Source organism: Shinella kummerowiae (assembly GCF_009827055.1).
GTDB lineage: Bacteria > Pseudomonadota > Alphaproteobacteria > Rhizobiales > Rhizobiaceae > Shinella > Shinella kummerowiae.
This window is the reverse complement of record NZ_WUMK01000005.1, coordinates 150,001-170,471: the sequence shown is the minus strand read 5'-3', so window position 1 is coordinate 170,471 and position 20,471 is coordinate 150,001. Positions and strand designations below refer to the sequence as shown.

Annotated in this window: 20 protein-coding genes; 5 read left to right on the top strand and 15 right to left on the bottom strand. The window is 64.0% G+C overall.

Annotation, left to right across the window (positions count from 1 at the left end):
* Position 1 precedes the first annotated feature (1 nt).
* The 4 genes from ehuC to ehuR form a co-directional block, all read right to left on the bottom strand.
* Positions 2-661 carry an ectoine/hydroxyectoine ABC transporter permease subunit EhuC gene (gene ehuC, locus GR138_RS14510; RefSeq protein WP_160859961.1) on the bottom strand — a complete coding sequence of 220 codons (660 nt, stop codon included), beginning with the start codon at positions 659-661 and terminating at the stop codon, positions 2-4.
* A 209-nt stretch (positions 662-870) separates the two neighbouring features.
* A complete protein-coding gene (gene ehuB / locus GR138_RS14505) occupies positions 871-1,722 on the bottom strand; it encodes an ectoine/hydroxyectoine ABC transporter substrate-binding protein EhuB (RefSeq protein WP_160859960.1) in 852 nt (283 codons plus the stop codon).
* 63 nt (positions 1,723-1,785) lie between these two features.
* Positions 1,786-2,571 carry an ectoine/hydroxyectoine ABC transporter ATP-binding protein EhuA gene (gene ehuA / locus GR138_RS14500; protein ID WP_160859959.1) on the bottom strand — a complete coding sequence of 262 codons (786 nt, stop codon included), beginning with the start codon at positions 2,569-2,571 and terminating at the stop codon, positions 1,786-1,788.
* Positions 2,572-2,693: 122 nt separating this feature from the next.
* Positions 2,694-4,079, bottom strand: a complete 1,386-nt coding sequence (gene ehuR, locus GR138_RS14495) for a MocR-like ectoine utilization transcription factor EhuR (RefSeq protein WP_160859958.1) — start codon at positions 4,077-4,079, stop codon at positions 2,694-2,696.
* 102 nt (positions 4,080-4,181) lie between these two features.
* On the opposite strand from ehuR, the gene GR138_RS14490 reads away from it, so the two are divergent.
* The 4 genes from GR138_RS14490 to GR138_RS14475 all read left to right on the top strand — a co-directional run bounded on the left by GR138_RS14490 (position 4,182) and on the right by GR138_RS14475 (position 9,051).
* Complete coding sequence (locus tag GR138_RS14490) at positions 4,182-4,664, top strand: Lrp/AsnC family transcriptional regulator (RefSeq protein WP_160859957.1); 483 nt, start codon at positions 4,182-4,184, stop codon at positions 4,662-4,664.
* Between the two features lie 128 nt (positions 4,665-4,792).
* Positions 4,793-6,289 (top strand): NAD-dependent succinate-semialdehyde dehydrogenase, encoded by a 1,497-nt coding sequence (locus tag GR138_RS14485; RefSeq protein ID WP_160859956.1) that lies wholly within the window; start codon positions 4,793-4,795, stop codon positions 6,287-6,289.
* 34 nt (positions 6,290-6,323) lie between these two features.
* Complete coding sequence (locus tag GR138_RS14480; RefSeq protein ID WP_160859955.1) at positions 6,324-7,697, top strand: aspartate aminotransferase family protein; 1,374 nt, start codon at positions 6,324-6,326, stop codon at positions 7,695-7,697.
* A 73-nt stretch (positions 7,698-7,770) separates the two neighbouring features.
* A complete protein-coding gene (locus tag GR138_RS14475) occupies positions 7,771-9,051 on the top strand; it encodes an ArgE/DapE family deacylase (protein ID WP_160859954.1) in 1,281 nt (426 codons plus the stop codon).
* 10 nt (positions 9,052-9,061) lie between these two features.
* Here the strand turns inward: GR138_RS14475 and GR138_RS14470 are convergent, their stop codons facing one another.
* The 3 genes from GR138_RS14470 to GR138_RS30810 all read right to left on the bottom strand — a co-directional run bounded on the left by GR138_RS14470 (position 9,062) and on the right by GR138_RS30810 (position 12,089).
* Entirely contained in the window at positions 9,062-9,718 is a 657-nt protein-coding gene (locus tag GR138_RS14470) for a pentapeptide repeat-containing protein (protein WP_202402679.1), read from the bottom strand.
* A 243-nt stretch (positions 9,719-9,961) separates the two neighbouring features.
* Positions 9,962-11,776 (bottom strand): diguanylate cyclase, encoded by a 1,815-nt coding sequence (locus tag GR138_RS14465; RefSeq protein ID WP_160859953.1) that lies wholly within the window; start codon positions 11,774-11,776, stop codon positions 9,962-9,964.
* 79 nt (positions 11,777-11,855) lie between these two features.
* Entirely contained in the window at positions 11,856-12,089 is a 234-nt protein-coding gene (locus GR138_RS30810) for a tautomerase family protein (RefSeq protein ID WP_160859952.1), read from the bottom strand.
* A 217-nt stretch (positions 12,090-12,306) separates the two neighbouring features.
* Here GR138_RS30810 and GR138_RS14455 point away from each other — a divergent pair, with 217 nt between their 5' ends.
* Complete coding sequence (locus GR138_RS14455) at positions 12,307-13,377, top strand: threonine aldolase family protein (protein WP_246200470.1); 1,071 nt, start codon at positions 12,307-12,309, stop codon at positions 13,375-13,377.
* On the opposite strand, the gene GR138_RS14450 is transcribed toward GR138_RS14455, so the two are convergent.
* The 8 genes from GR138_RS14450 to GR138_RS14415 all read right to left on the bottom strand — a co-directional run bounded on the left by GR138_RS14450 (position 13,362) and on the right by GR138_RS14415 (position 20,450).
* Positions 13,362-14,408, bottom strand: a complete 1,047-nt coding sequence (locus GR138_RS14450) for an AbrB family transcriptional regulator (protein ID WP_160859950.1) — start codon at positions 14,406-14,408, stop codon at positions 13,362-13,364. The genes GR138_RS14455 and GR138_RS14450 overlap by 16 nt on opposite strands.
* Before the next feature lie 10 nt (positions 14,409-14,418).
* Positions 14,419-14,712, bottom strand: coding sequence for an antibiotic biosynthesis monooxygenase family protein (locus GR138_RS14445; protein WP_160859949.1), 294 nt, complete (start codon positions 14,710-14,712; stop codon positions 14,419-14,421).
* An 11-nt stretch (positions 14,713-14,723) separates the two neighbouring features.
* Positions 14,724-15,131, bottom strand: coding sequence for a cupin domain-containing protein (locus tag GR138_RS14440; RefSeq protein ID WP_160859948.1), 408 nt, complete (start codon positions 15,129-15,131; stop codon positions 14,724-14,726).
* Positions 15,132-15,139: 8 nt separating this feature from the next.
* A complete protein-coding gene (locus GR138_RS14435; protein WP_160859947.1) occupies positions 15,140-16,516 on the bottom strand; it encodes an NAD-dependent succinate-semialdehyde dehydrogenase in 1,377 nt (458 codons plus the stop codon).
* Entirely contained in the window at positions 16,513-17,298 is a 786-nt protein-coding gene (locus GR138_RS14430; RefSeq protein WP_160859946.1) for a hydroxypyruvate isomerase family protein, read from the bottom strand. Before GR138_RS14430 ends, GR138_RS14435 begins: the two co-directional genes overlap by 4 nt.
* Positions 17,298-18,377 carry an Ldh family oxidoreductase gene (locus GR138_RS14425; protein WP_160859945.1) on the bottom strand — a complete coding sequence of 360 codons (1,080 nt, stop codon included), beginning with the start codon at positions 18,375-18,377 and terminating at the stop codon, positions 17,298-17,300. Before GR138_RS14425 ends, GR138_RS14430 begins: the two co-directional genes overlap by 1 nt.
* Positions 18,378-18,457: 80 nt before the next feature.
* A complete protein-coding gene (locus GR138_RS14420) occupies positions 18,458-19,975 on the bottom strand; it encodes a tripartite tricarboxylate transporter permease (RefSeq protein WP_160859944.1) in 1,518 nt (505 codons plus the stop codon).
* Position 19,976: 1 nt separating this feature from the next.
* Entirely contained in the window at positions 19,977-20,450 is a 474-nt protein-coding gene (locus tag GR138_RS14415) for a tripartite tricarboxylate transporter TctB family protein (RefSeq protein WP_160859943.1), read from the bottom strand.
* Positions 20,451-20,471: the final 21 nt, after the last annotated feature.

Sequence of the window (20,471 nt, the reverse complement as noted above, 5' to 3'; positions counted from 1 at the left end):
GTCAGGTCCTCACGCCATCAAGGCCGCGGGTAACGCGCCGTTCCAGCCAGCGCATGCTGGTGGAGATGGCAAGCGCCATCAGGAAGTAAAGCACGAGGATCGTCGCGAAGGGGATCAACGTACTGCCGGTCTGGGCACGCACCACCTGCGCCTGGAACGTCATGTCGGTGAGAGAGATCAGCGAGACCACGGCCGTGCCCTTCAGAAGCTCGATTGCATTGTTGCAGAAGGTCGGCAGCATCAGCGGCAGCGCCTGCGGCAGGATGACATGCCGCATGGCCTGGCCGCGGGTCAGGTTGAGGGCAATGCAGGCCTCGCGCTGCTCGCGGCCGATCGCTTTGACCGCACCACGCACGACCTCCGCACCATAGGCACCGACATTCAGGCCCAAAGCCAGCACACCGGCCTGGAGCGGCGAGAGCGTAACGCCGGCAAAAGGCAACACGAAATAGACCCAGAAGAGCTGGACGAAGATCGACGTGCCGCGGAAGAATTCGATATAGGTGGTGGCCAGCACCCGCACGGCCATGAAGCGGCTGACGCGGCCGAGCCCCGCAAGGAACGCCATGACGACGGCGAGCGCCGAGCCCATGACGGTGAGCTGAAGCGTCACCAGCGCGCCTTGCAGGATCAGCCCTATATAGCCGGACCAGTCGGTCATGATGCGTGCAATCCCGTTGAAGACAGTGGAGCCATGCCCCTCATCCGCCTGCCGGCACCTTCTCTCCGCGAGTGGGGCGAAGGAGAAACAGGAACCGGCTTCCTCCCCCTGAAAGTCATCGGGAAGGAGAAAACCAAACCACCAGTCCCTTCTCCCCGTTTACGGGGAGAAGGTCGCGGCAGCGGGATGAGGGGCAAATCCACCATGCTTTACTGCGCCGCGCAGAGCTTATCGCGATCGGTCGACATCGCCGCCGCGGCCGAGAAGCCGTAGGGTTCGATGAGCTTGGCGAACTCGCCGGACTCCTTCAGTTTGGCCAATTCGACGTCGAAGGCGTCGCGCAGCGCCTCATCGCCCTTCTTGAAGGCCGCACCGTCGCAGTAAACAGGCGCGCCTTCGACCGGCGCCACGACCTCGACATTCGGATCGTTCGCCTTGGAAACGAGATCGTTGATCGAAAGCACCGGCAGCGAATACACGTCGATGCGACCGTCCTGCAGCATCTTCAGGCCGCTCTGGCCGTCCGGAACGACGATGACGCGGTCGCGCGGCACGCCGGCTTCGAGCGCCAGCTTTTCTTCCGTGCCACCGCCCGGCGCGCCGATCTTGGCATCCGGATTGTCGGCGATGTCCTTGTAGCTCTTCAGCTTGAGCGGGTTGCCCTTTTTCAGCGCGAAGGCTTCCGCATCACAGAGGATCGGCTGGGAATAGGCGACAGCCGCGCAGCGCTCCGGCTTCATGAAGAGGCCTGCGGTGATGACGTCATGGCGGCCGGCCTGGAGGCCCGGGATCATGGCACCATATTCCGAAATCGACGCGACGATGTCGGCGACGCCCAGCCGCTTGAAGACTTCGCGGGCGACATCGGGAGCAGCACCCGAAACCTTGCCGTCGGCAGCGACCGCCGTGAACGGCGGCTCGTTGGCGATGGCGACGCGGGCAAAACCCTGCTCCTTCAGGTCTGCGAGCTTGCCGTCATCGGCCGAAGCCGGCATGGCGGTGGCGATTGCCATCAGCGCACTCGCGCCGGCGGCCATGGTCAATAACGTCCTGATCTTCATCGTTCCGAACTCCTCTGGCTGTCCTTGGTTGTTGCTTGGGGCATATCTCCGAAGGAATGTCCTTCAGACGCGGTGCCCGGCCGCGATGATCTTGCGCAGGAACGTCTGCGTGCGCTCCTGCCTGGGATTGCGGAAAATCTCGTCCGGCTTGCCTTCCTCGACGATCTTGCCGCGATCGAAGAAGAGAATGCGGTCGGCAAAGTCGTGGGCAAAACCCATCTCGTGGGTGACGAGCAGCATGGTCATGTCGGTCTCGGCGGCGAGCTTGCGCATGACGTTCAGCACCTCTTCGACGAGCTCGGGATCGAGCGCGGAAGTGACTTCGTCGAACAGCATGATCTTCGGCGACAGCGCGAGGGCACGGGCGATGGCAACACGCTGCTTCTGTCCGCCGGACAATTGCGCGGGCATGTTCTTCGCCTTGTCGGCGAGGCCCACCATGTCGAGAAGCTCCATCGCCCGCTTCTCCGCCGCGGCCTTCGCCACGCCCTTCGTCAACATCGGCGCGAGCGTGACATTGTCGAGAACACATTTGTGCGGAAACAGATTGAAATGCTGGAAGACCATGCCGATCTTCTCGCGCATCCGCTGCAGATGACGGTCATCGGCTGGCACGAGGCTGCCGTTCTTCGGCATGTGGTAGAGCTGGTCGCCCTCGACCTCGATATGTCCGCCGCTGATCGTTTCCAGCGTCATCAGGATGCGCAGGATCGTCGTCTTGCCGGAGCCGGAAGGGCCGATGAGCGCGAGCTTTTCGCCCGGCAGCACCTCCATCGACAACCCGTCGAGCACGGTCAAGGGACCGTAGCGCTTGGTGATGTTGTCGATGCGGATAATGGGTGCGGCCATGCATGTCTCTCCCTGTTGAGACAAGTGATGGCCTAACGATGCGCGGCGATCCAAATCATGTCAATCCGAATAATAATATCATGACAATCATTGTTTCGGCGCCTAATCGGCAGGCATTTGCCTCAAATCGCCAGCAGCAAGGCTTCCGGATTTCCGCTGGCCAGTGATGCCAGAATGCCAAGGCCGGTGCGAAGTTCCTGCTCGGTCGTGGAGCCCAGCGAGATGCGCACCGCCGGGTGCCAGTGCTGGTCGCAGGTGCGGAAGGAGGATCCGGGAGCAATCGCCACGCCGCGCAAGCGGGCCTGGGAGACGAACCCTTCCTCGGTGTGTCCCTCCGGCAGCGGCAGCCAGACATGCAGGCTCTGCGGATGGGAGTGATAGGGCAGGCCGACAAAGGCCTCCTCGGCGATGGCATGACGAGCGCCAAGCGCCCGACGCTGCCAGTTGACCAATTCCATCGCCGTACCGTCGCTGACCCAGCGGGTGGCGATCTCGGCAATCGACGGCGTCGCCATCCAGCTCGAGACGAGGTGGCGATTGGCGACGGCGGCGATATAACGGTCGGGGGCTGCGAGATAGCCGATGCGCAAGCCCGGCACGGTGATCTTTGTGAAACTCGTGATGTAGAGCGTGCGCTCCGGCGCATAGGCCGCAAGCGGCGGAGGCCGGTCATCGACCAGCGGCCCCAGAATGTCGTTTTCGATGATCGCGATATCGTGACGCCGCGCGACCTCTGCCAGCGTCTGGCGACGTTCCGCGCTCATCAGCGTGGCCGTGGGGTTGATGACGGACGGCTGCAGGAAGACTGCGCGGATCACGCCTTTGCGGCAGGCATCGTCCAGCGCCTCCGGGATCATGCCGTCGTGATCGATCGGCAGGCCTTCCAGATGCAGGCCGAGATAGGTGGAGAGCGGCACCAGCGTGTGGTGGCTGATCGCCTCCGTCGCAACGGTCGCACCGGGTGGCGCCACGCTCATCAACGCAACGGTCATGCCCGAGGTCGCGCCATTGGTGAGGTTGATGTTGAGCGGTGAAATATCGAGACCACAGCGGGCAAGCCATTCGGCGGCGACGGCGCGGTGTCGTGGGAACACCATGTTCGGCCGGAAGGACAGCGCCGAACTCGACGGCAGGTTTTCCGCAAGCCAGCCGAAGGCCTCACGCATGCGCTCCAGATGGAGCTGTTCGCAGACGGGCTTCAGGATCGACAGATCGACTAGTTCGCCAAGACGTTCCGGCAGATAGGGCGGCTCCGGCTCCTTCGGCCGGGTCTGCACGAAGGAGCCGCGGCCGACCTCGCCGGAAATGAGGCCGCGACGGATCAGCTCGTCATAGGCACGACTGACGGTCTGGACGGAGAGTTTCAGGTCGTCGGCGAGCTTGCGGTGTGGCAGAAGGCGTGTACCGTTCGGCAGCAGCCCTTCCTGAATGGCGCGGGCGATCTGCTCGGCAAGGGAGAGATAGGCCGGCCGGCGCAATTGGGATATATCGGGACGCCAACTTGTCATGATTTCGACAGTGCTCAAATTCAGTTCAATTGACAACGTCAAAATGCCTTTCCATTGTCTTTTTCTCAGCTTTGACATGATCTCCGCCCGGAGGGCGCCCGCATGAAACTCGACGCCATCGACCTGCGCATCCTGGAGGCGATCCAGGAGAACGGGCGCATCACCAAACTGGCGCTGGCGGAAAAAGCAGGCCTTTCCCCCACCCCCTGCTGGTTGCGCCTGCGCAAGCTGGAAAAGGCGGGCATCATCTCGGGCTATCATGCGCGGGTCGCCGTGCGCCGCGTGGCGCCCGTCGCCAGCGTCATGATGGAGGTAACGCTGGCCAACCATCGCCAGGCGGATTTCGACCGTTTCGAGCGCGCGGTGGCGACGACGCCGGAGATCGTCGCCTGCTGGTCCGTCGGCGGCGGTGTCGATTACATCCTGAAGATCATGGCGGCGGATATCGACGCCTACCAGCGCCTCGTCGACAGCCTGCTCGACCGCGAACTCGGCATCGATCGTTACTTCACCTACATCGTCACCAAGACGGTGAAGGAGGAAACCGCGCTGCCGCTGGCGACACTGCTCCCCGCCTCCGACTAGGGCTCTCGTAGAGAGATTGTCTACGGACGGTCGCGGATTTGGCCAAAGTCTCTGCGTCCCGCCCCGGCAATAGACAATCTGCCGTCCAGCCTCTGGCAGACTCCTCTCACCAGCCAGAGGAGGCCGCCATGACTGCCGTATTTGCCCGCACGACGTTCCACGACGCGCTTGCCCGCCTCGCCGATCCTCACCTGTTGCGCGAACTCGCCTATGTCGGCGGCCGCTGGGTGGCCGGCCGCGACGGCCACAGTTTTGGCGTGACGGACCCTGCCTCCGGCGCGCCGCTCGCCTGGGTGGCGTCCCTCGATGCCGATCAGACGACGGATGCGGTTTCCGCCGCCGCCAAAGCCTTTCCAGCCTGGCGGGATCTGCTGCCGCAGCAACGCGCGACCATCCTGCGGAAGTGGCACGGGCTGATCCTCGCGGCGCGCGAAGACCTCGCGCTGCTGATGACGCTCGAACAGGGCAAGCCGCTCGCGGAATCCCGCGGCGAGATCGATTATGCGGCCTCTTTCATCGAGTGGTATGCCGAGGAAGGCAAACGCCTCAACGCCGAAAGTGTGACCAGCCACCTGCCCGGCGCAGAGATGATCGTGCGCCGCGAAGCGCTCGGCGTCGTCGGCATCGTCACGCCGTGGAACTTCCCTTGCGCCATGATCACCCGCAAGGCCGCAGCCGCCCTTGCCGCCGGCTGCACGGTGGTGGCCCATCCGTCCAGCGAGACGCCCCTGTCTGCGCTCGCACTGGCCGAACTTGGCGAGCGCGCCGGCCTTCCTGCCGGTGTCTTCAACGTGGTGACGGGGGATGCCGCAACCATCGTCGGTCGCATGAACGCTGAAGCCCGCGTGCGGGCGCTCAGCTTCACCGGTTCCACGGAAATCGGCAAGCTGATTGCCGGCCAGTGCGCGCCGACCATGAAGCGGCTGGTGATGGAACTCGGCGGCCATGCACCGCTGATCGTCTTCGCCGATGCCGATATCGACAAGGCCGCCGATATCGCGATCAATGCCAAGTTCGCCACCTCCGGCCAGGATTGCCTCGCCGCCAACCGCATCTATGTCGAACGGCCCGTACTCGCAGCCTTCACCCAGGCCTTCAAAGCCCGCATCGAAGCCCTGAAGGTCGGTGACGGGCTCGAAGCCGATGTCGAGATCGGCCCGCTGATGCATGAGCGGGCGATTGCTAAGGTGGAGGAACAGGTTGCCGATGCGCTGAAACACGGCGCCATAGTGCTGACCGGCGGAAAACGCCACAAGGCCGGACCGCTATTCTATGAGCCGACACTTCTGGCCGACGTCTCCGACGACACGCTGATCATGCGGGAAGAAACTTTCGGCCCGGTCGCCGCCGTCACCGCCTTCGACAGCGAGGCCGAGGTTGTCAAGCGCGCCAACGACACCGAATATGGCCTCGTTGCCTATGTCGTCACCGAAAACGGCGCCCGCCAGATGCGGCTTGCCCGGGCGCTGGAATACGGCATGGTGGCGGTCAACCGTGTAAAAATCACGGGCGAGCCGATCCCCTTCGGCGGCTGGAAACAATCCGGCCTCGGCCGCGAGGGCTCGCGCCACGGCATGGAGGCTTTCACCGAACTCAAATATCTCTGCATCGACACGGCGGCCTGATCCCGGCGCCAAGAAACACATGAAAGGAAAGACCATGTCCGACAGACGCAACGAACTCACCGCCTGGGACCGCGACCATTTTTTTCATCCCTCTACCCATATGGGCATGCACGCGCGCGGCGAAACGCCGACGCGCGTCATCGGCGGAGGTGAAGGCGTCTATATTACCGACACCAGCGGCAAGACCAGCCTCGATGCCTTTGCCGGCCTTTACTGCGTCAACGTCGGCTACGGCCGCCAGAAAATCGCCGATGCGATCGCCGAGCAGGCGAAGAACCTCGCCTATTACCACGCCTATGTCGGCCACGGCACGGAAGCCTCGATCACGCTGTCCAAGATGATCATCGACCGCGCGCCGGAGGGCATGAGCCGGGTCTATTTCGGCCTCTCTGGTTCTGATGCCAACGAGACCAACATCAAGCTTATCTGGTACTACAACAACATTCTCGGCCGGCCGGAGAAGAAGAAGATCATTTCGCGCTGGCGCGGCTATCACGGCTCCGGCGTCATGACCGGCTCGCTGACCGGCCTTGCCCTCTTCCACAATGCCTTCGACCTGCCGCGTGCGCCGATCCTGCACACGGAAGCCCCCTACTTCTTCCGCCGCCCGGACCGCGCGATGGACGAGGAGCAGTTCTCGCAATATTGCGCCGACAAGCTGGAGGAGATGATCCTCGCCGAAGGTCCGGACACCGTCGCGGCCTTCATCGGCGAGCCGATCCTCGGCACCGGCGGCATCGTGCCGCCGCCGAAGGGTTATTGGCAGAAGATCCAGGCCGTGCTCGACAAGTATGACATCCTGCTCGTCGCCGACGAAGTCGTCACCGGCTTCGGCCGCCTCGGCACGATGTTCGGCTCGGACCACTACGGCATGAAGCCCGCCCTCATCACCATCGCCAAGGGCCTCACCTCGGCCTATGCACCACTCTCCGGCACCATCGTCTCGGACAAGATGTGGGACGTCCTGGTCAAGGGCTCGGATGAACTCGGCGCTATCGGCCATGGCTGGACCTATTCCTCCCACCCGATCTGCGCCGCTGCCGGCGTCGCCAACCTGGAGCTCATCGACGAACTCGGCCTCGTCGAAAATGCCGGTTCCACCGGTGCCTACTTCCGCAGCGAGCTGGCAAAGGCCGTCGGCGATCACAAACATGTCGGCGACGTGCGGGGCGATGGCCTGATGGCGGCCATCGAATTCGTCGAGGACAAAGACGACCGTGTTTTCTTCGATCCGTCGAAAAAGATCGGCCCGCAGGTTTCCGCCGCCCTTCTCGAACGCGGCGTCATCGGCCGCGCCATGCCGCAGGGCGATATCCTCGGCTTCGCGCCGCCGCTGTGCCTCACCAGGGAAGAAGCGGATATTGTCGTGAAGGCTGCGGCGGATGCCATAAAGTCCGTACTCGGCTAAGCTCGCTTGAAATGGACGGGGCAGCGGCTAGGCTGCCTCGTCTCCTCCATCGAATCTCCAGCTCAAGATTGCCATGACATCTGCCAACGATCGTATCCTCGACGCCGTCGACCTGCATTTCGACGAACAGGTCCGCTTCCTCGAAAGGCTGGTGCGGTTCAAGTCCCTACGCAATGAGGAGGTGGCGATACAGGATTTCATCGAGATGGCGCTGAAACAGCGCGGCTTCACCACCAGTCGGTTCCGCACCGATGCCGCGAGAATCGGCCGGCACCCGGCCTTTTCACCGGCCACCGTGGATTACGACGCGAGTTGGAACGTCGTTGGCAGCAAGTCCTCTGAGGGCGGCGGCGGACGATCCCTCGCCTTCAATTCCCATGTCGATATCGTTCCGGCCGGAAGCCACCAGCGCTGGACCTCTCCACCCTTTGAACCCGTTCGCGACGGCGACTGGCTTTACGGCCGTGGAGCCGGCGACATGAAGGCTGGCCTCGTCGCCTCGATCTTCGCGCTCGACGCCATCGCCGTTGCCGGCCTGTCGCTCTGCGGCGACGTTCAGGTGCAGTCGGTCGTGGAAGAGGAAATCACCGGCAACGGTGCGGCAACGGCCTTTGCCCTCGGCTTTACCGCTGACGTGATCGTCAGCCCCGAGCCGACCGATGAGCAGCTCGTGCGCGCCAATGCCGGCGTGCTGAAATTCAGGCTGGAAACGAGGGGTCGCCCGGCACATCCGCGCGAGCCGGAATCCGGCCAGAGCGCCATCGACCTGATGATCCGCCTCATCGGCCATCTCAGAACCCTGGAGAAGCAGTGGATCGCCGAGCGGCAGGGAAAACGCTGGTTCAAGGACCTTGCAAATCCCGTCGCGCTGACGATCGGAACCATTGCTGGCGGCGACTGGATCGCCTCGATCCCCAGCGACTGCACAGCCGAAGGCCGGATCGGCTTCTATCCGGGTGAGAGCCCGAAGGTCCGCGCGGCCGAATTCGAGGCCTTCGTGCAGCGCGTGCAAGTTGAAGACCCGGCCTTTGCCAGCGGACAGCACGTGACGCTCACCTGGGTCGGCGTGATGCATGCCGGCTACGAGCTTCCTGATGGCACCCCGGCCGAGGCAAGCCTGCGCACCGCCCATGCCGCCATCCATGCCGGCGAGGATCTGAGCGCCTATGTCATGGCCTGCTATCTCGATGCTGCCGTGTTCTCGGTGCACGGCAACATCCCCGCGCTGGTCTACGGTCCCATTGCCGAAAACATCCACGGCATCGACGAGCGCGTCAGCCTCGCCTCTTTGCGGCGCGTCACCAAAACACTCGCGCTCTTCGCCGCAGATTGGTGCGGGGTCCGGGAAGCCTGACACGCACGGCTCAGTCCCGCGGGCAGGGCCAGGATGCCGGTGTCGTAAGGCCTTTCGGAAGCTTGGTGTCGGCGTCGCCGCAGGCAATGTCAATCTGCGACTGGTCGAGACCCTTGGCGCCGGACAGGTCCAGCCCCTCGATTCGGGTCAAAAGCATGAACGCCCTTTCAAAGCCGAGCGTTCCCTGCACGCTCGCCTTGCTCAGATCGGCGCGCGAGAGGTTCGCATAGGCAAAGCTTGCGCCGGAAAGGATCGCCTCGGCGAAGGTCGCACGGCTGACGTCTGCCTTCTCGAAACTTGCGTAACGCAGATCGGCACCATTGAACGCGGCGCGCTGAAGCTCGGCGGATGCAAACGAGGTTCCCTGCGCAGAGACATTCTGGAAGCCCACGCGATAGGCTTCGACCCTTTCGAAATTCGCCTTGTCCAAACGCGCATCCGTGAACCAGGTCCGGATCAGGGTCGCCTTTTCCAGATCGGCGGCCGTCAGGTTGGTATTGCGCATGTCGGTATAGCTGAGGTCGGCATCCCGGAAATTCGCACCGGAAAAGTCATTTCCACCCAGCATCAGGTTCTTCTTGTTGCAATCGCTCCAGTCGACTTCGGGCGCAGGGTCGGCCCGGCAATCCGCGGCATTGGCATCACGCAAAGGAAGGCTCACGGCCATCACCAGAAATGCCGCAACGAAGCCAAGAAATGTGCTTTTCTGCAGTCCATTCACCGATGTCACTCCCGTTGCAATGCCGCTTCCAATATGCCAGCTCCTTAAATATGGCGATTAGGAGCCGAATGTCATCAGCCAACGCGCGGCCACAGAAAACATCACGGCGTTCACCTGCCCTGCCCCGCAAGTTGCCCGGCACAGGCCCGCACCGCAGGCGCTACGATCTCACCGGTCGGCCGATTGCGGTCACGGCTTGCGAGACGAGGGTGAAACGGAATTTCGGCTGCTTTTGATCCCGCTTGCGGCGATCGTCCGGTCACGCCCCTTCGCCTTGGCTTCAAGTAATGCGGCATCGGCGCGCGTTATCAGCGTTTCGACCGAACCGCCCGTCGGGAAGGCCGCCACCCCCACCGACACGGAAATGGCGCCGAGGAGCTGACCGGCATGGGAGAGGGCGGCACTGCTGATTTTCTCGCGCAAAGTGTCGGCAAGCGCGACCCCGTCCCCCTCGTCGAGGGAGGGCAAGAGGACGGTGAATTCCTCTCCGCCGAAGCGAAACGCGCTGCCGACGGAGGAACAGGTTTCGCGAAGCGTCTGCCCGACAAACCGCATGACCAGATCTCCCGCATCGTGTCCGAACTGGTCGTTGAAACGCTTGAAGTAGTCTATGTCGATCATCAGGCAGACGAGCGGTTGCCCGCTCTCTTCCCTGACATGCTGCTGCAGCCGCTCGTCCAGGAAACGGCGGTTGAAAAGGCCGGTGAGCGGATCGTGCACGGCGAGCGTGGTCAGCTTTTCCCGCAGTTGGAGATTGGCGATCGCCAGGCCAACATTCTCGGCGATCAGCTCCAGATAGAGCCGCGGGCCCGTCAATCCGAGTATTTCTTCGCCCTGCTCTTCGAGATAGAGCAGCCCGATCATGTCGCCCTGCGCCGTCAGGGGAACGCATAAGGTCGCTTCGAGATGGTCAAGGTGCTGGCAGGGAACATCGGCGCCATTGACGCCGCTGTGATGCGACCGGCCCCGACGCATCCCCCAGCATTCGGCAGCCGGAAAATACACCGCCGACTGTTTGGGATCGAGCCATGCACCGACGCGCATCAGGGACATGTTGCCTTCTTTGAGAATGTACAAGCCGCCGGCTAGGCCAGGAAATATCTGTGGGGCGAAACGCACGACGACGTCGGTCATTTCCTCCTGGTTCTGGCACGCCTGCACGCGATGCATCATCTGCAGGATCAGATCTTTCCTGTGCTGATCCGTCCGCCGCTCGGCGTCGAGCCTCTCGCGCTCGATCAGGTTCGTCCGGAATATCTCGATGGCCTCGTTCATCTCTCCGATCTCGTCTCCCCGGCGGTCGATCGGCACTTCAACGGTATAGTCCTGCTTGGCCAGCCTGTTCACGGCCCCCGCCATCCGAAGCAGGGGCATCGCCACCCGTCGCCTCAAGACGAAATAGAGCACGGCGACAAACAGTGCGCCTGTCACCGCAAGCATGACCTCGGCGACACGGGTCCACCAGTTGCTCCGTGCGCGCGCCGCTTCAAGCTCAGATGCCGCCCGCGTTGCGGTCAGATCGCGAAAATGGTCAACCGTCTGGAGAAGCGCGTTTTGCACCCGCTCGTGCTCGGCACCGAAGAGAATGTCCTGCGCTGCGGTCTTGTCTCCGCGCTGGAACCGTTCGATGGCACTCGCCTCGATTTTATCCAGCGCTTCCGCATCTCTGACGATTTCCGTCAGCGCCGCGACCTCGGCCGGAAAAAGCGCCTGCGCGGCAAGCTTCGTCGCGGCCTCCTCTCGCCGCCGCTCCTTCCCCTCTTCCGCTTGAAATGCCTGCAGATGGCGTTCTTCACCGCGCATGACGTACAGTCGCGCTTCATCGCTCATGACCTCGGCGCCCAGCGCCAGCTCTTCGGCCAGCGTGTCGAGCACGAGATGCTCCTCCACGGCACTGCGCTCCTGAAGGGCGCTGCGAGACGACATGATGAACGACGCGCCGGAAAGGGCGGTCAAAACAACGGTGATGCCATAGGCCCAATTGGTGATTGTGGTGATTCTCATCCTTCCACTGTGCCAGCCGCTGCTTGCGGGAGAATTAAGGAAGGCCGCCTACTATTCTGGTGTCCGGCAATCCTCCCGGTCAGCCCTCGGGTCCATAGCCCGGCATTCTGTAGATCGTATCGGACCGCTGCTGGATGTCCGGCGCGAAGACCCTGGCCATCCACTCCTCATCCTTAAAATCCTCGATCGCGACCGATACGAGGTCTTCGCTGCAGCCCAACGTCGCCGTGACGGCCCTGGTCAGCGCGTCGGCAAGCGCCCTCTTCTGCTCTTCCGTCCGCCCTTCGACCATCTTGAGTATTACGTGGGGCATTGCTGTCTCCTCGTGGCTGTGTCCGCTATCGTTCTACGGCAGCATTTTGCCCGCCGATTTCGGGTCTGCACCGTAAACGGAACGGCCATCGAGGAAAGCGCTTTTTCAATCCGGACCCGTTGACTTTGCGCTGCCGGTCTCGTTGCCTCGGCTATCCGGGCAAGACCCGATATTCTTTCGCAATTGCTTTCCAGCGGCGCTTTTCAGGAACATGTCCATGCCAGACCATCCTCGCCTTATCGACCTGAGCGCCGACACCGCGACCCGGCCATCCGAGGCCATGCGCCTGGCGATCTGCGCCGCGCCGGTGGGCGACGAGCAGCGGGGCGAGGATCCAACGACGCTGGCGTTGGAGGAGCGCGTGGCCGCCCTTCTCGGCCAGGAAAAGGCCCTGTTCCTGCCCTCCGGCACCATGGCGAACCAGATCGCCTTTCTCGTCCATTGCAGGCCGGGGGACGAGATCGTCTGTGCGGAAAACGCCCATGTCTTCGGCTCGGAAGGGGCGGGAGCCGCCGTGCTTGCCGGCGCGCAGTTTCGGCCGATCGATACGGCCACCGGCATCTTTACGGTCGCGGATGTCGCAAGCCGCCTGCGGGCGCCGCGACACCGCTCGCCCCACAGCCGGGTCATCGCCATCGAGCAGACCACCAACCGCGGCGGCGGGCGGATATGGTCGGAAGAGGCGATCGGCGCATTGAAGGGGCTGGCACTGGAAAAGGGGCTCGCGCTGCATATGGATGGCGCGCGACTGCTGAATGCGGCGGTGGTCACGGGCCTGCCGGCGGCGCGTTTCGCCGCCCCCTGCGACAGCGTCTGGATCGATCTGTCCAAGGGGTTGGGGTGCCCGGTCGGCGCGGTCCTGGCGGGGTCTGCCGGGTTTATCGAGGAGGCTTTGGTCTGGAAGCACCGTTTGGGCGGCGCGATGCGGCAATCCGGTATCCTTGCGGCCGCGGGCCTCTATGCTCTGGACCACAATGTCGAGCGACTGGCGGAGGACCACGACAATGCCAGGCGCCTTGCGTCAGCGCTGGCAACGGTGCCCGGCCTGCACGTGCAGCCGGAGGGCGTCGTCACCAACATTCTCTTTCTCGACCTTGCGGGGACGGGTGTTTCGGCAAGCGCGCTGGCCGGGGTGCTTGCCGGCGAGGCGATCCGTGTCAACGTCGAAGGGCAGAACCGCATTCGCATGGTCACTCACCTCGATGTCTCGGCTGACGACGTGGAAGTCGCCGGCAGCGCAATCATCGCAGCGCTGGCGCGCCTGCGGCCCGATCAATCGGGCGGCTGAGCCCGCCGCAGCAAGCGGAAGAGCACCGGCGCACCGAGAATGACCACGAGGATACGCGTCAGGTGGTGCACGACGACGAAGCTGAGGTCTGCACCGGAAACGAGCGCCAACATCGACATTTCCGCCTGGCCGCCAGGAATGAAGGAGAGAAAACCTTCGACGGGCGGGGCAAGGCCGGTCAACGTCACGAATTCCGTGACCGCGCCCGCGAGTGCCGCAAGGATCACCACGAAGGCGGCCCCGCCAGCGACCGTGTTGCGCAGCTCCCGCAAGGTGACGCCGACATAGCTGACGCCGATGCCCATGCCGATGAGGAATTGCGCGGCAAGAAGCGCCTCGCGCGGCGGACGCAGATGCAGGATGCCGGCAAGTGACAGGATCGCCGAAACCAGAAGCGGCCCGAGGATCGCCGCCCCGAAAAGACCGATCCGCTCGCCGCCCTTCCAGCCGACAATGGCTGCAACGGCCATGATCACGAGTTCCCACACCGGCAGGTCGGAGGCGGGTGGACCGATCGGGTGGGTCAGGCCCACGCCGTAGACGTTGACGAGGATGATCGGCGCCACGACCATGATGACCATCAGCCGCGTGACATGCACCAGCGACAGTTGCCGGACATTCGCCCCCGCCTCCTGCCCGAAGATCGTCATGTCGGCCGCCCCGCCCGGCATGGCAGCGTAGAACGCGGTGACCAGATCGAAACCGCAGACCTTCCGGAAGAAGGGCACGCCGATCAGGCCGATCACCACGATATAGAGGGGAACCAGCGCCACCGAGGCAAGCATCGAGGGAAGCTCGGCAACCAGTGCCGGCGTGACCGAGGTTCCAATCGCCACGCCGAGCACCGAGCGCGCCGCGATCGAGACCTGCCCCAGGCCGGCTAGCGGCGCGCCACACAGGGCGATGACAAGCGACGCCGCCATGGGGCCGAACAGGAACGGCAGGGGAAGATCGAGCAGCAGGAAGATAGCCACGCCCGCTGCCGAGATCAGAACAGTCATGCAGCGTCGCAGGAGCAAGGAGCGTGTCATGCGTCGTCCATCACAAGCATATGGCCGCAGAATGGGTCACGACCGGCGGGGACGCGAAATAGGGCGAGGCCAATGCCCGCCATTTCTGAAACCCTTCCGAGGCCCGAAACGCCACCATGTGATCCTCGATGCGGCGCCATTTGACCAGAAGCCGGTAAGTATCCGGCGTCTCGACAACCCGGTGCAGCGCCAGATCGAGGCAACCTTCCGCCGCCAGGAACCAGGGTCGTGCCGCCACGACGGCGGCTTCGAAGCCAGCGGGATCGTTCACCTTGATTTCCGCCACCTCGACGACAGGGGACATGGCGTTCTCCCTCATTGCGGCGCGTGGCCGTGTTCGGCATCGATCGACCGGCTTTCGCCGGTGGCGACCATGGTGCGGGTGGCGTCGATGGTGGCATAGGTCCAGAAGATACGCATCGGCTTGTCCGAGGCGTTGATGAACCGGTGCGGCACGTTGGCGGGGATCCACGTCGTGTCATTGGTGCCGAGATGATGCTGCACGCCATCGATCTCGGCGATCGCTTCCCCCTCGATCACCATGACGCTTTCCTCGCAATTGTGAAAATGCACGCCGATGGCCGCCCCCGGATCGAAGGCCGTGATGCCGTTGATCATGCTGGTCGAGCCGCAGCGGCGGGTGACGAGCGGCGTGGTGCGCGCGCCGCCGCCACGGTCGTTGGTCTTCAGTTCGTGCGGGCGCAGGATGGCAGGTTCGGACATGGGAGACCTCACTTGGCGGGACCGATCCAGACGGTCTTGATGTTGACGAATTCGCGGATGCCGTAGACGCCGAGTTCGCGTCCATAGCCGGAGCGCTTTATGCCACCGAAGGGGTAGCGCGGATCGGAGGCGGTCATGCCGTTGATGAAGACAGCGCCGGCGTCGATGCGGGAGGCGAGCGCGCGGCCACGGGTGGTGTCACCCGTCCACAGCGCAGCGCCGAGGCCGTATTCGCTGTCATTGGCCATGGCTATAGCCTCGTCCGCATCCTTTGCCCGGATGATGGCGGCAACCGGGCCGAAGGTTTCCTCGCGGAAAGCGGTCATGCCGGGCCGGACATGGTCGAGCACGGTGGGCGGATAGTAGTAGCCGTCCCCCTCGATCGGCCGGCCGCCAAGCTTCAACTCCGCGCCCTCGGCCAGCGACCGCTGGACCTGTTCGTGCAGGGTGGTGCGCAGGTTTTCGCGGGCCATCGGGCCGATCTTCGTGTCGCGGTCCATGGGGTCGCCGATCTTCAGCGCGGCCGCCTTCTTTACGAAGAGCGCGGTGAAGCGATCGGCAACGGCTTCTTCGACGATAAAGCGCTTGGCGTTGACGCAGGACTGGCCGACATTGATGTAGCGCGCCTTGACGGCAGTCTCGGCGGCAGCCTCCAGGTCGGCATCGGCGAGCACGATGAAGGGATCCGAGCCACCGAGTTCCAGCACCTGTTTCTTCAGCGCCTTGCCCGCCTGCGATGCGACGATGGCGCCGACCTCGGTCGAGCCGGTCAGCGTGACGGCGGCGATCCGCGTGTCGGCGATGAGGCCCGCGACTTTGGACGTGTCGATGATGAGCGTCGCCGTCAACCCTGCCGGGGCGCCGGCCACCTCCATCACCTCCTGCACGGCAAGCGCGCATTCCGGCACGTTGTTGGCATGTTTGAGGATAGCGCCATTGCCGGCGGCGAGCGCCGGGGCGGCGAAGCGGAAATACTGCCAGAACGGATAGTTCCAGGGCATGATCGCCAGCACGACGCCGAGCGGCTCGAAGGCGATGACGCTCTCCGTGGCATTGGAGGGGACGGGCTCATCAGCGAGATAGCGCGGCGCATGTTCGGCGTAGAAGTCACAATTATAGGCGCACTTCTCGATTTCGGCCTCGGCCTCGGCGAGCGGCTTGCCCATTTCCCGCACGATCATTTCGCCATAGCGCGCCTTGCCGGCACGCAATGCCGCGGCCATGCGCGTGAGCAGGGCCACCCTTTCGGCCATCGGCACCAGCCGCCACGCGCGCTGCGCCAGGCTCGCGGCTTCCAGAGCGGCCTCGACAGCGGCATCGTCCTGCAAATCGAAGCTGCGAATGGGTTGGCCGGTGGCGGGATTGACGGAGGTGATCGCGGTCATGGGAGAACCTTTTCGGAAAGAAGCCGCTTCCAGCCGGGCAGGAAAGCCGCGCTGGCCGACGTTGCGGCGGATGGGACATATTCGAAGCCGATGGCGCCCGCGTATCCCCCCGCCGTCAGGGTGGAAAGAATACGGTCGAAATTCAGCGTGCCGGTTCCCGGCTCATGGCGGCCGGGGTGATCGGCGATGTGGACATGGCCGATGCGGCGGGCATTCTGCGCCGCCCAGAGGACGGGATCCTCGCCAAGCGTGGCGGCATGGTAGGTATCGAAAAGAAGGTCGAAACGGCCGTGGAACTGGTCCTGCAACTCCGTCGCGAGGGAAAGCCTACCCATATGGTAGCCTGGAATGGTGATCGCCTCGACGAGAACGCGCACACCGCTTCCCTCCACCCGGTTCAAAGCCCAGGAAAGGTTGAACCGATAGGTCTCGCCCGCATCCAGCACGCCACCCTTCGGCACGCCCGCCATCGGGTGGACGAAGGGGCAGCCGATGGCATGCGCATAGTCGAGCGCCCGGTCGAACCCGGCGCGGAACTCCGCTTCCCGACCCATGAGGGCGGCAAGCCCCTTTTCCCCCTTCGCCGCATCACCCATGCCGGAGGTGACCTGCGAAAAGGTCAGGCCGAGGTCGGCAAGACGGGCCCGCATGTCAACGGCGGGCACGGTCCAGGGCTCGGGATGCTCGATTGCGGTAAAGCCGTCGCGCGCGGCGGCGGCCGGCCGCTCGGCGAGCGGCAACTCCGTGTAGAGATAGCCGATATGCGCGGAGAGGCGGTTCATCAGGCCGTCCCGAACGGCGTTGCGCGGCCGTCAGGGAAGGCAATGCCAACGCTCGCACCTTCGGCTGTAAGGTCGGCGATGACATTGTCTGTGACGGGGATGCCGATGCGGTGGCGCTCATCCTCGCGGCGCTGTTCCGGCTCGCCCGGCATCATGATCTCATCGACGCCCGCCGCCCGCGGCAGCACCTTGATACGCTCGTAGAATTCATCCATGCGCGCGCCAAAGTCGTCCAGCGAGAGGAAGAGGTCGGGCTTGATGGCGAAGAACAGGTGACCGACATTCTGCGGTTCGGAATGGTCGAAATAGAGGCTTTTCACGTCGCCGCCGAAATTCGCACCGGTCAGCACGCCGGACATCAGGTCCATCAACGTCGCCAGCACGGAACCCTTGACGCCGCCGAAGGGCAGGCAGACACCCTCGAACGCCTTGGCGGCATCGGTGGTGGGGTTGCCGTCGATATCCAGCGCCAGCCCCTCGGCAATGGGATCGCCCTTCATCGCTGCCAGCCGGATTTTTCCGCGCGCGATCACCGTCATCGCCATGTCCATCACATAGGGCGGGTGTTTGCCGCCCGGAATGCCGGCGGCAATGGGGCTTGCGCCGAGGAAGGTCGTGCGCCCGCCCCACATCGGAATGGCAGGCGAGGAGTTCGTGAAGATCATCGAGATGAAGCCGCGCTCGATGGCGCGCAGCGCGTAACACGCGCCCATGCCGAAATGGGTGGAGCGGTTGACGCCGGCAAGACCGATGCCCATCTCGCCGGCAATGTCGCAGGCGGCGTTCATGGCGATGTTCGAAGCGATGAAGCCCATACCGTTGTCGCCATCGACCGCGGCGACAGCGCCTGCAACCTTCGTCACCTTGACGTCGGGCCGCGGATTGACGAGGCCGCGCCGCAGCCGCTCGAGATACATCGGGATGCGGCTGACGCCGTGGCTGTCGACGCCACGCAGGTTGGCCTTGACGAGATCGCCGGCAATCAGCGCCGCATCCGCCTCGCTCATGCCCACCGACAGGAACATGGCGGTCGCATATCTGGTTAGCTCTTCGGCTCGGAAATAAAGCGTTTCGGCCATTTTGGGCTCCCTGAGGGTTGAGTTCTCCCGCCCGGCCGCATGGGATGCGGCCGGTCAGGCATCAGGATGGATTGGCGGCGTCAGACGCCGGCGGCTTCGTCGGGCATGTCGATCTTGCGCGTGCGTCGCCAGTGCAGCATGGCCGGCACGATCACGATCAGCACCGAGATGGCGACCAGCACCGCCGAGAGCGGGGTGGAAACGAAGACCAACGGATCCCCCTGCCCCACGGCAAGCGCCCGGCGCATCTGCACTTCGGCCATCGGCCCGAGGATGAGGCCGATCAGCACGGGGGCGATCGGAAAATCGTAGACGCGCATTGCGTAACCGAGCAGGCCCACGCCGAACATCATGGCAAGGTCCACCCAGGAATTCGATACGCCCCAAATGCCGACCAGCGAGAAGATCAGGATGCCGGCATAAAGGTAGGGACGCGGGATGAACAGGAGCCGCACCCACAGCCCCGCCAGCGGCAGGTTGAGGATAAGCAGCATCAGGTTGCCGACATAGAGCGAGGCGATGAGACCCCAGACGAGATCGGCGGAGTTAATGAAGAGTAGCGGCCCCGGCTGCAGCCCGTAGTTCTGGAAAGCGGCAAGCAGGATCGCGGCGGTGGCCGACGTCGGCAGGCCGAGCGTCAGCAGCGGCACCAGCACCCCCGCGGCGGCGGCGTTGTTCGCCGCTTCGGGGCCGGCCACGCCCTCGATGGCGCCATGGCCGAACTCTTCAGGATGTTTGGTCAGGTTACGCTCGACCGTGTAGGACAAGAAGGTCGGGATTTCCGCGCCGCCCGCCGGCAGCGCACCGATGGGAAAGCCGAACAGGGTGCCACGCAGCCATGGCTTCCACGAGCGCTTCCAGTCTTCCTTCGTCATCCAGATGCCGCCGGCGAGCGGATTGAGATTGGGCTTTTGGAAGCCGAAGCGGCTGGCGACATAGAGCGTCTCGCCGATGGCGAACAACGAGACGAGCACGACGGTCATCTCGACGCCGTCCATCAGGTCCGGCACGTCGAAGGTCAGGCGCTGCAGGCCGGTCTGTTTGTCAATGCCGATCACACCGAGCGACAGGCCGAGGAAGAGCGCGATGAAGCCGCGCACCTTGGAGGTTCCCATCACCACCGAGACGGACAGGAAAGCGAGCAGCATCAGGGCGAAATAGTCCTGCGGCTTGAAGATGAAGGCAAGTTCGGCGATCGGCGGCGCAAGGAAGGTGATGCCCAGCGTGCCGATCGTGCCGGCGACGAAGGAGCCAATGGCCGCCGTGCAGAGCGCGGCTGCGCCGCGTCCCTTGCGGGCCATCTTGTTGCCCTCGAGCGCGGTCATCATCGATCCGCTTTCGCCGGGCGTGTTGAGCAGGATCGAGGTTGTGGAGCCGCCATACATGGCGCCGTAGAAAATGCCGGCGAACATGATAAAGGCCGCCGTCGGTTCGATATAAACGGTGACGGGCAGCAGCAGCGCGATGGTCAGCGCCGGCCCGATGCCCGGCAGCACGCCGATGGCGGTGCCAAGGAACGTGCCGACGAAGCACCATATCAAGTTTTGCGGTTGCAGCGCGACGGAAAAACCGTTCATCAAGCCGGTAATCGCGTCCATTCTACACCCCCATCATCGGAAGAAGACCGCCGAGCTGGACGCCCAGCTTGCGGAAGAGCCACCAGCACAGCAGCGCAAAGCCGAGGCCGATAACGATATCCAGGTACCAGCGGCGCGACTTGAAGGCCGCCGCAATCAGCACGAAACAGCCGGCGCAGGTGATGACGAAGCCAAGCGGCTTCATCGTCAGCATCGGCAACGCGCAGGCCAAGGCAACGAGGCCAAGCGCCGTGTAGGAGACGTGATGGTCCTCGCTCACGTCCTCGGCGCTCTGCTCCTCGAACGAAACGCCCCGGCGGATCTGCAGCGCCAGCATCAGGCCCAGCAGGACCAGCCCGAGTCCGACGGCCGAGGGCATGAACCCCGGGCCGACATGGGCGTACTGGTCGAACTGGGGCAATTCCGCGGCTTTCCAGAGAACGATGGCACCCCAGCCGACCGTTCCCGCCGCAATCCAATAGGGGCGTTCCGTCATGTCAGTCATCCTTTCGAGACG

What these genes read in the sequence shown, in the direction of transcription:
- GR138_RS14430 (WP_160859946.1), bottom strand. Translation starts at nt 17,298, where the DNA reads ATGAACCGCCTCTCCGCGCATATCGGCTATCTCTACACGGAGTTGCCG.
- GR138_RS14450 (WP_160859950.1), bottom strand. Translation starts at nt 14,408, where the DNA reads ATGACACGCTCCTTGCTCCTGCGACGCTGCATGACTGTTCTGATCTCG.
- GR138_RS14455 (WP_246200470.1), top strand. Translation starts at nt 12,307, where the DNA reads ATGCCAGACCATCCTCGCCTTATCGACCTGAGCGCCGACACCGCGACC.
- GR138_RS14435 (WP_160859947.1), bottom strand. Translation starts at nt 16,516, where the DNA reads ATGACCGCGATCACCTCCGTCAATCCCGCCACCGGCCAACCCATTCGC.
- ehuB (WP_160859960.1), bottom strand. Translation starts at nt 1,722, where the DNA reads ATGAAGATCAGGACGTTATTGACCATGGCCGCCGGCGCGAGTGCGCTG.
- GR138_RS14420 (WP_160859944.1), bottom strand. Translation starts at nt 19,975, where the DNA reads ATGGACGCGATTACCGGCTTGATGAACGGTTTTTCCGTCGCGCTGCAA.
- GR138_RS14470 (WP_202402679.1), bottom strand. Translation starts at nt 9,718, where the DNA reads ATGGCCGTGAGCCTTCCTTTGCGTGATGCCAATGCCGCGGATTGCCGG.
- ehuC (WP_160859961.1), bottom strand. Translation starts at nt 661, where the DNA reads ATGACCGACTGGTCCGGCTATATAGGGCTGATCCTGCAAGGCGCGCTG.
- GR138_RS14415 (WP_160859943.1), bottom strand. Translation starts at nt 20,450, where the DNA reads ATGACGGAACGCCCCTATTGGATTGCGGCGGGAACGGTCGGCTGGGGT.
- GR138_RS14475 (WP_160859954.1), top strand. Translation starts at nt 7,771, where the DNA reads ATGACATCTGCCAACGATCGTATCCTCGACGCCGTCGACCTGCATTTC.
- GR138_RS30810 (WP_160859952.1), bottom strand. Translation starts at nt 12,089, where the DNA reads ATGCCCCACGTAATACTCAAGATGGTCGAAGGGCGGACGGAAGAGCAG.
- ehuA (WP_160859959.1), bottom strand. Translation starts at nt 2,571, where the DNA reads ATGGCCGCACCCATTATCCGCATCGACAACATCACCAAGCGCTACGGT.
- GR138_RS14465 (WP_160859953.1), bottom strand. Translation starts at nt 11,776, where the DNA reads ATGAGAATCACCACAATCACCAATTGGGCCTATGGCATCACCGTTGTT.
- GR138_RS14480 (WP_160859955.1), top strand. Translation starts at nt 6,324, where the DNA reads ATGTCCGACAGACGCAACGAACTCACCGCCTGGGACCGCGACCATTTT.
- GR138_RS14445 (WP_160859949.1), bottom strand. Translation starts at nt 14,712, where the DNA reads ATGTCCCCTGTCGTCGAGGTGGCGGAAATCAAGGTGAACGATCCCGCT.
- GR138_RS14425 (WP_160859945.1), bottom strand. Translation starts at nt 18,377, where the DNA reads ATGGCCGAAACGCTTTATTTCCGAGCCGAAGAGCTAACCAGATATGCG.
- GR138_RS14440 (WP_160859948.1), bottom strand. Translation starts at nt 15,131, where the DNA reads ATGTCCGAACCTGCCATCCTGCGCCCGCACGAACTGAAGACCAACGAC.
- GR138_RS14485 (WP_160859956.1), top strand. Translation starts at nt 4,793, where the DNA reads ATGACTGCCGTATTTGCCCGCACGACGTTCCACGACGCGCTTGCCCGC.
- ehuR (WP_160859958.1), bottom strand. Translation starts at nt 4,079, where the DNA reads ATGACAAGTTGGCGTCCCGATATATCCCAATTGCGCCGGCCGGCCTAT.
- GR138_RS14490 (WP_160859957.1), top strand. Translation starts at nt 4,182, where the DNA reads ATGAAACTCGACGCCATCGACCTGCGCATCCTGGAGGCGATCCAGGAG.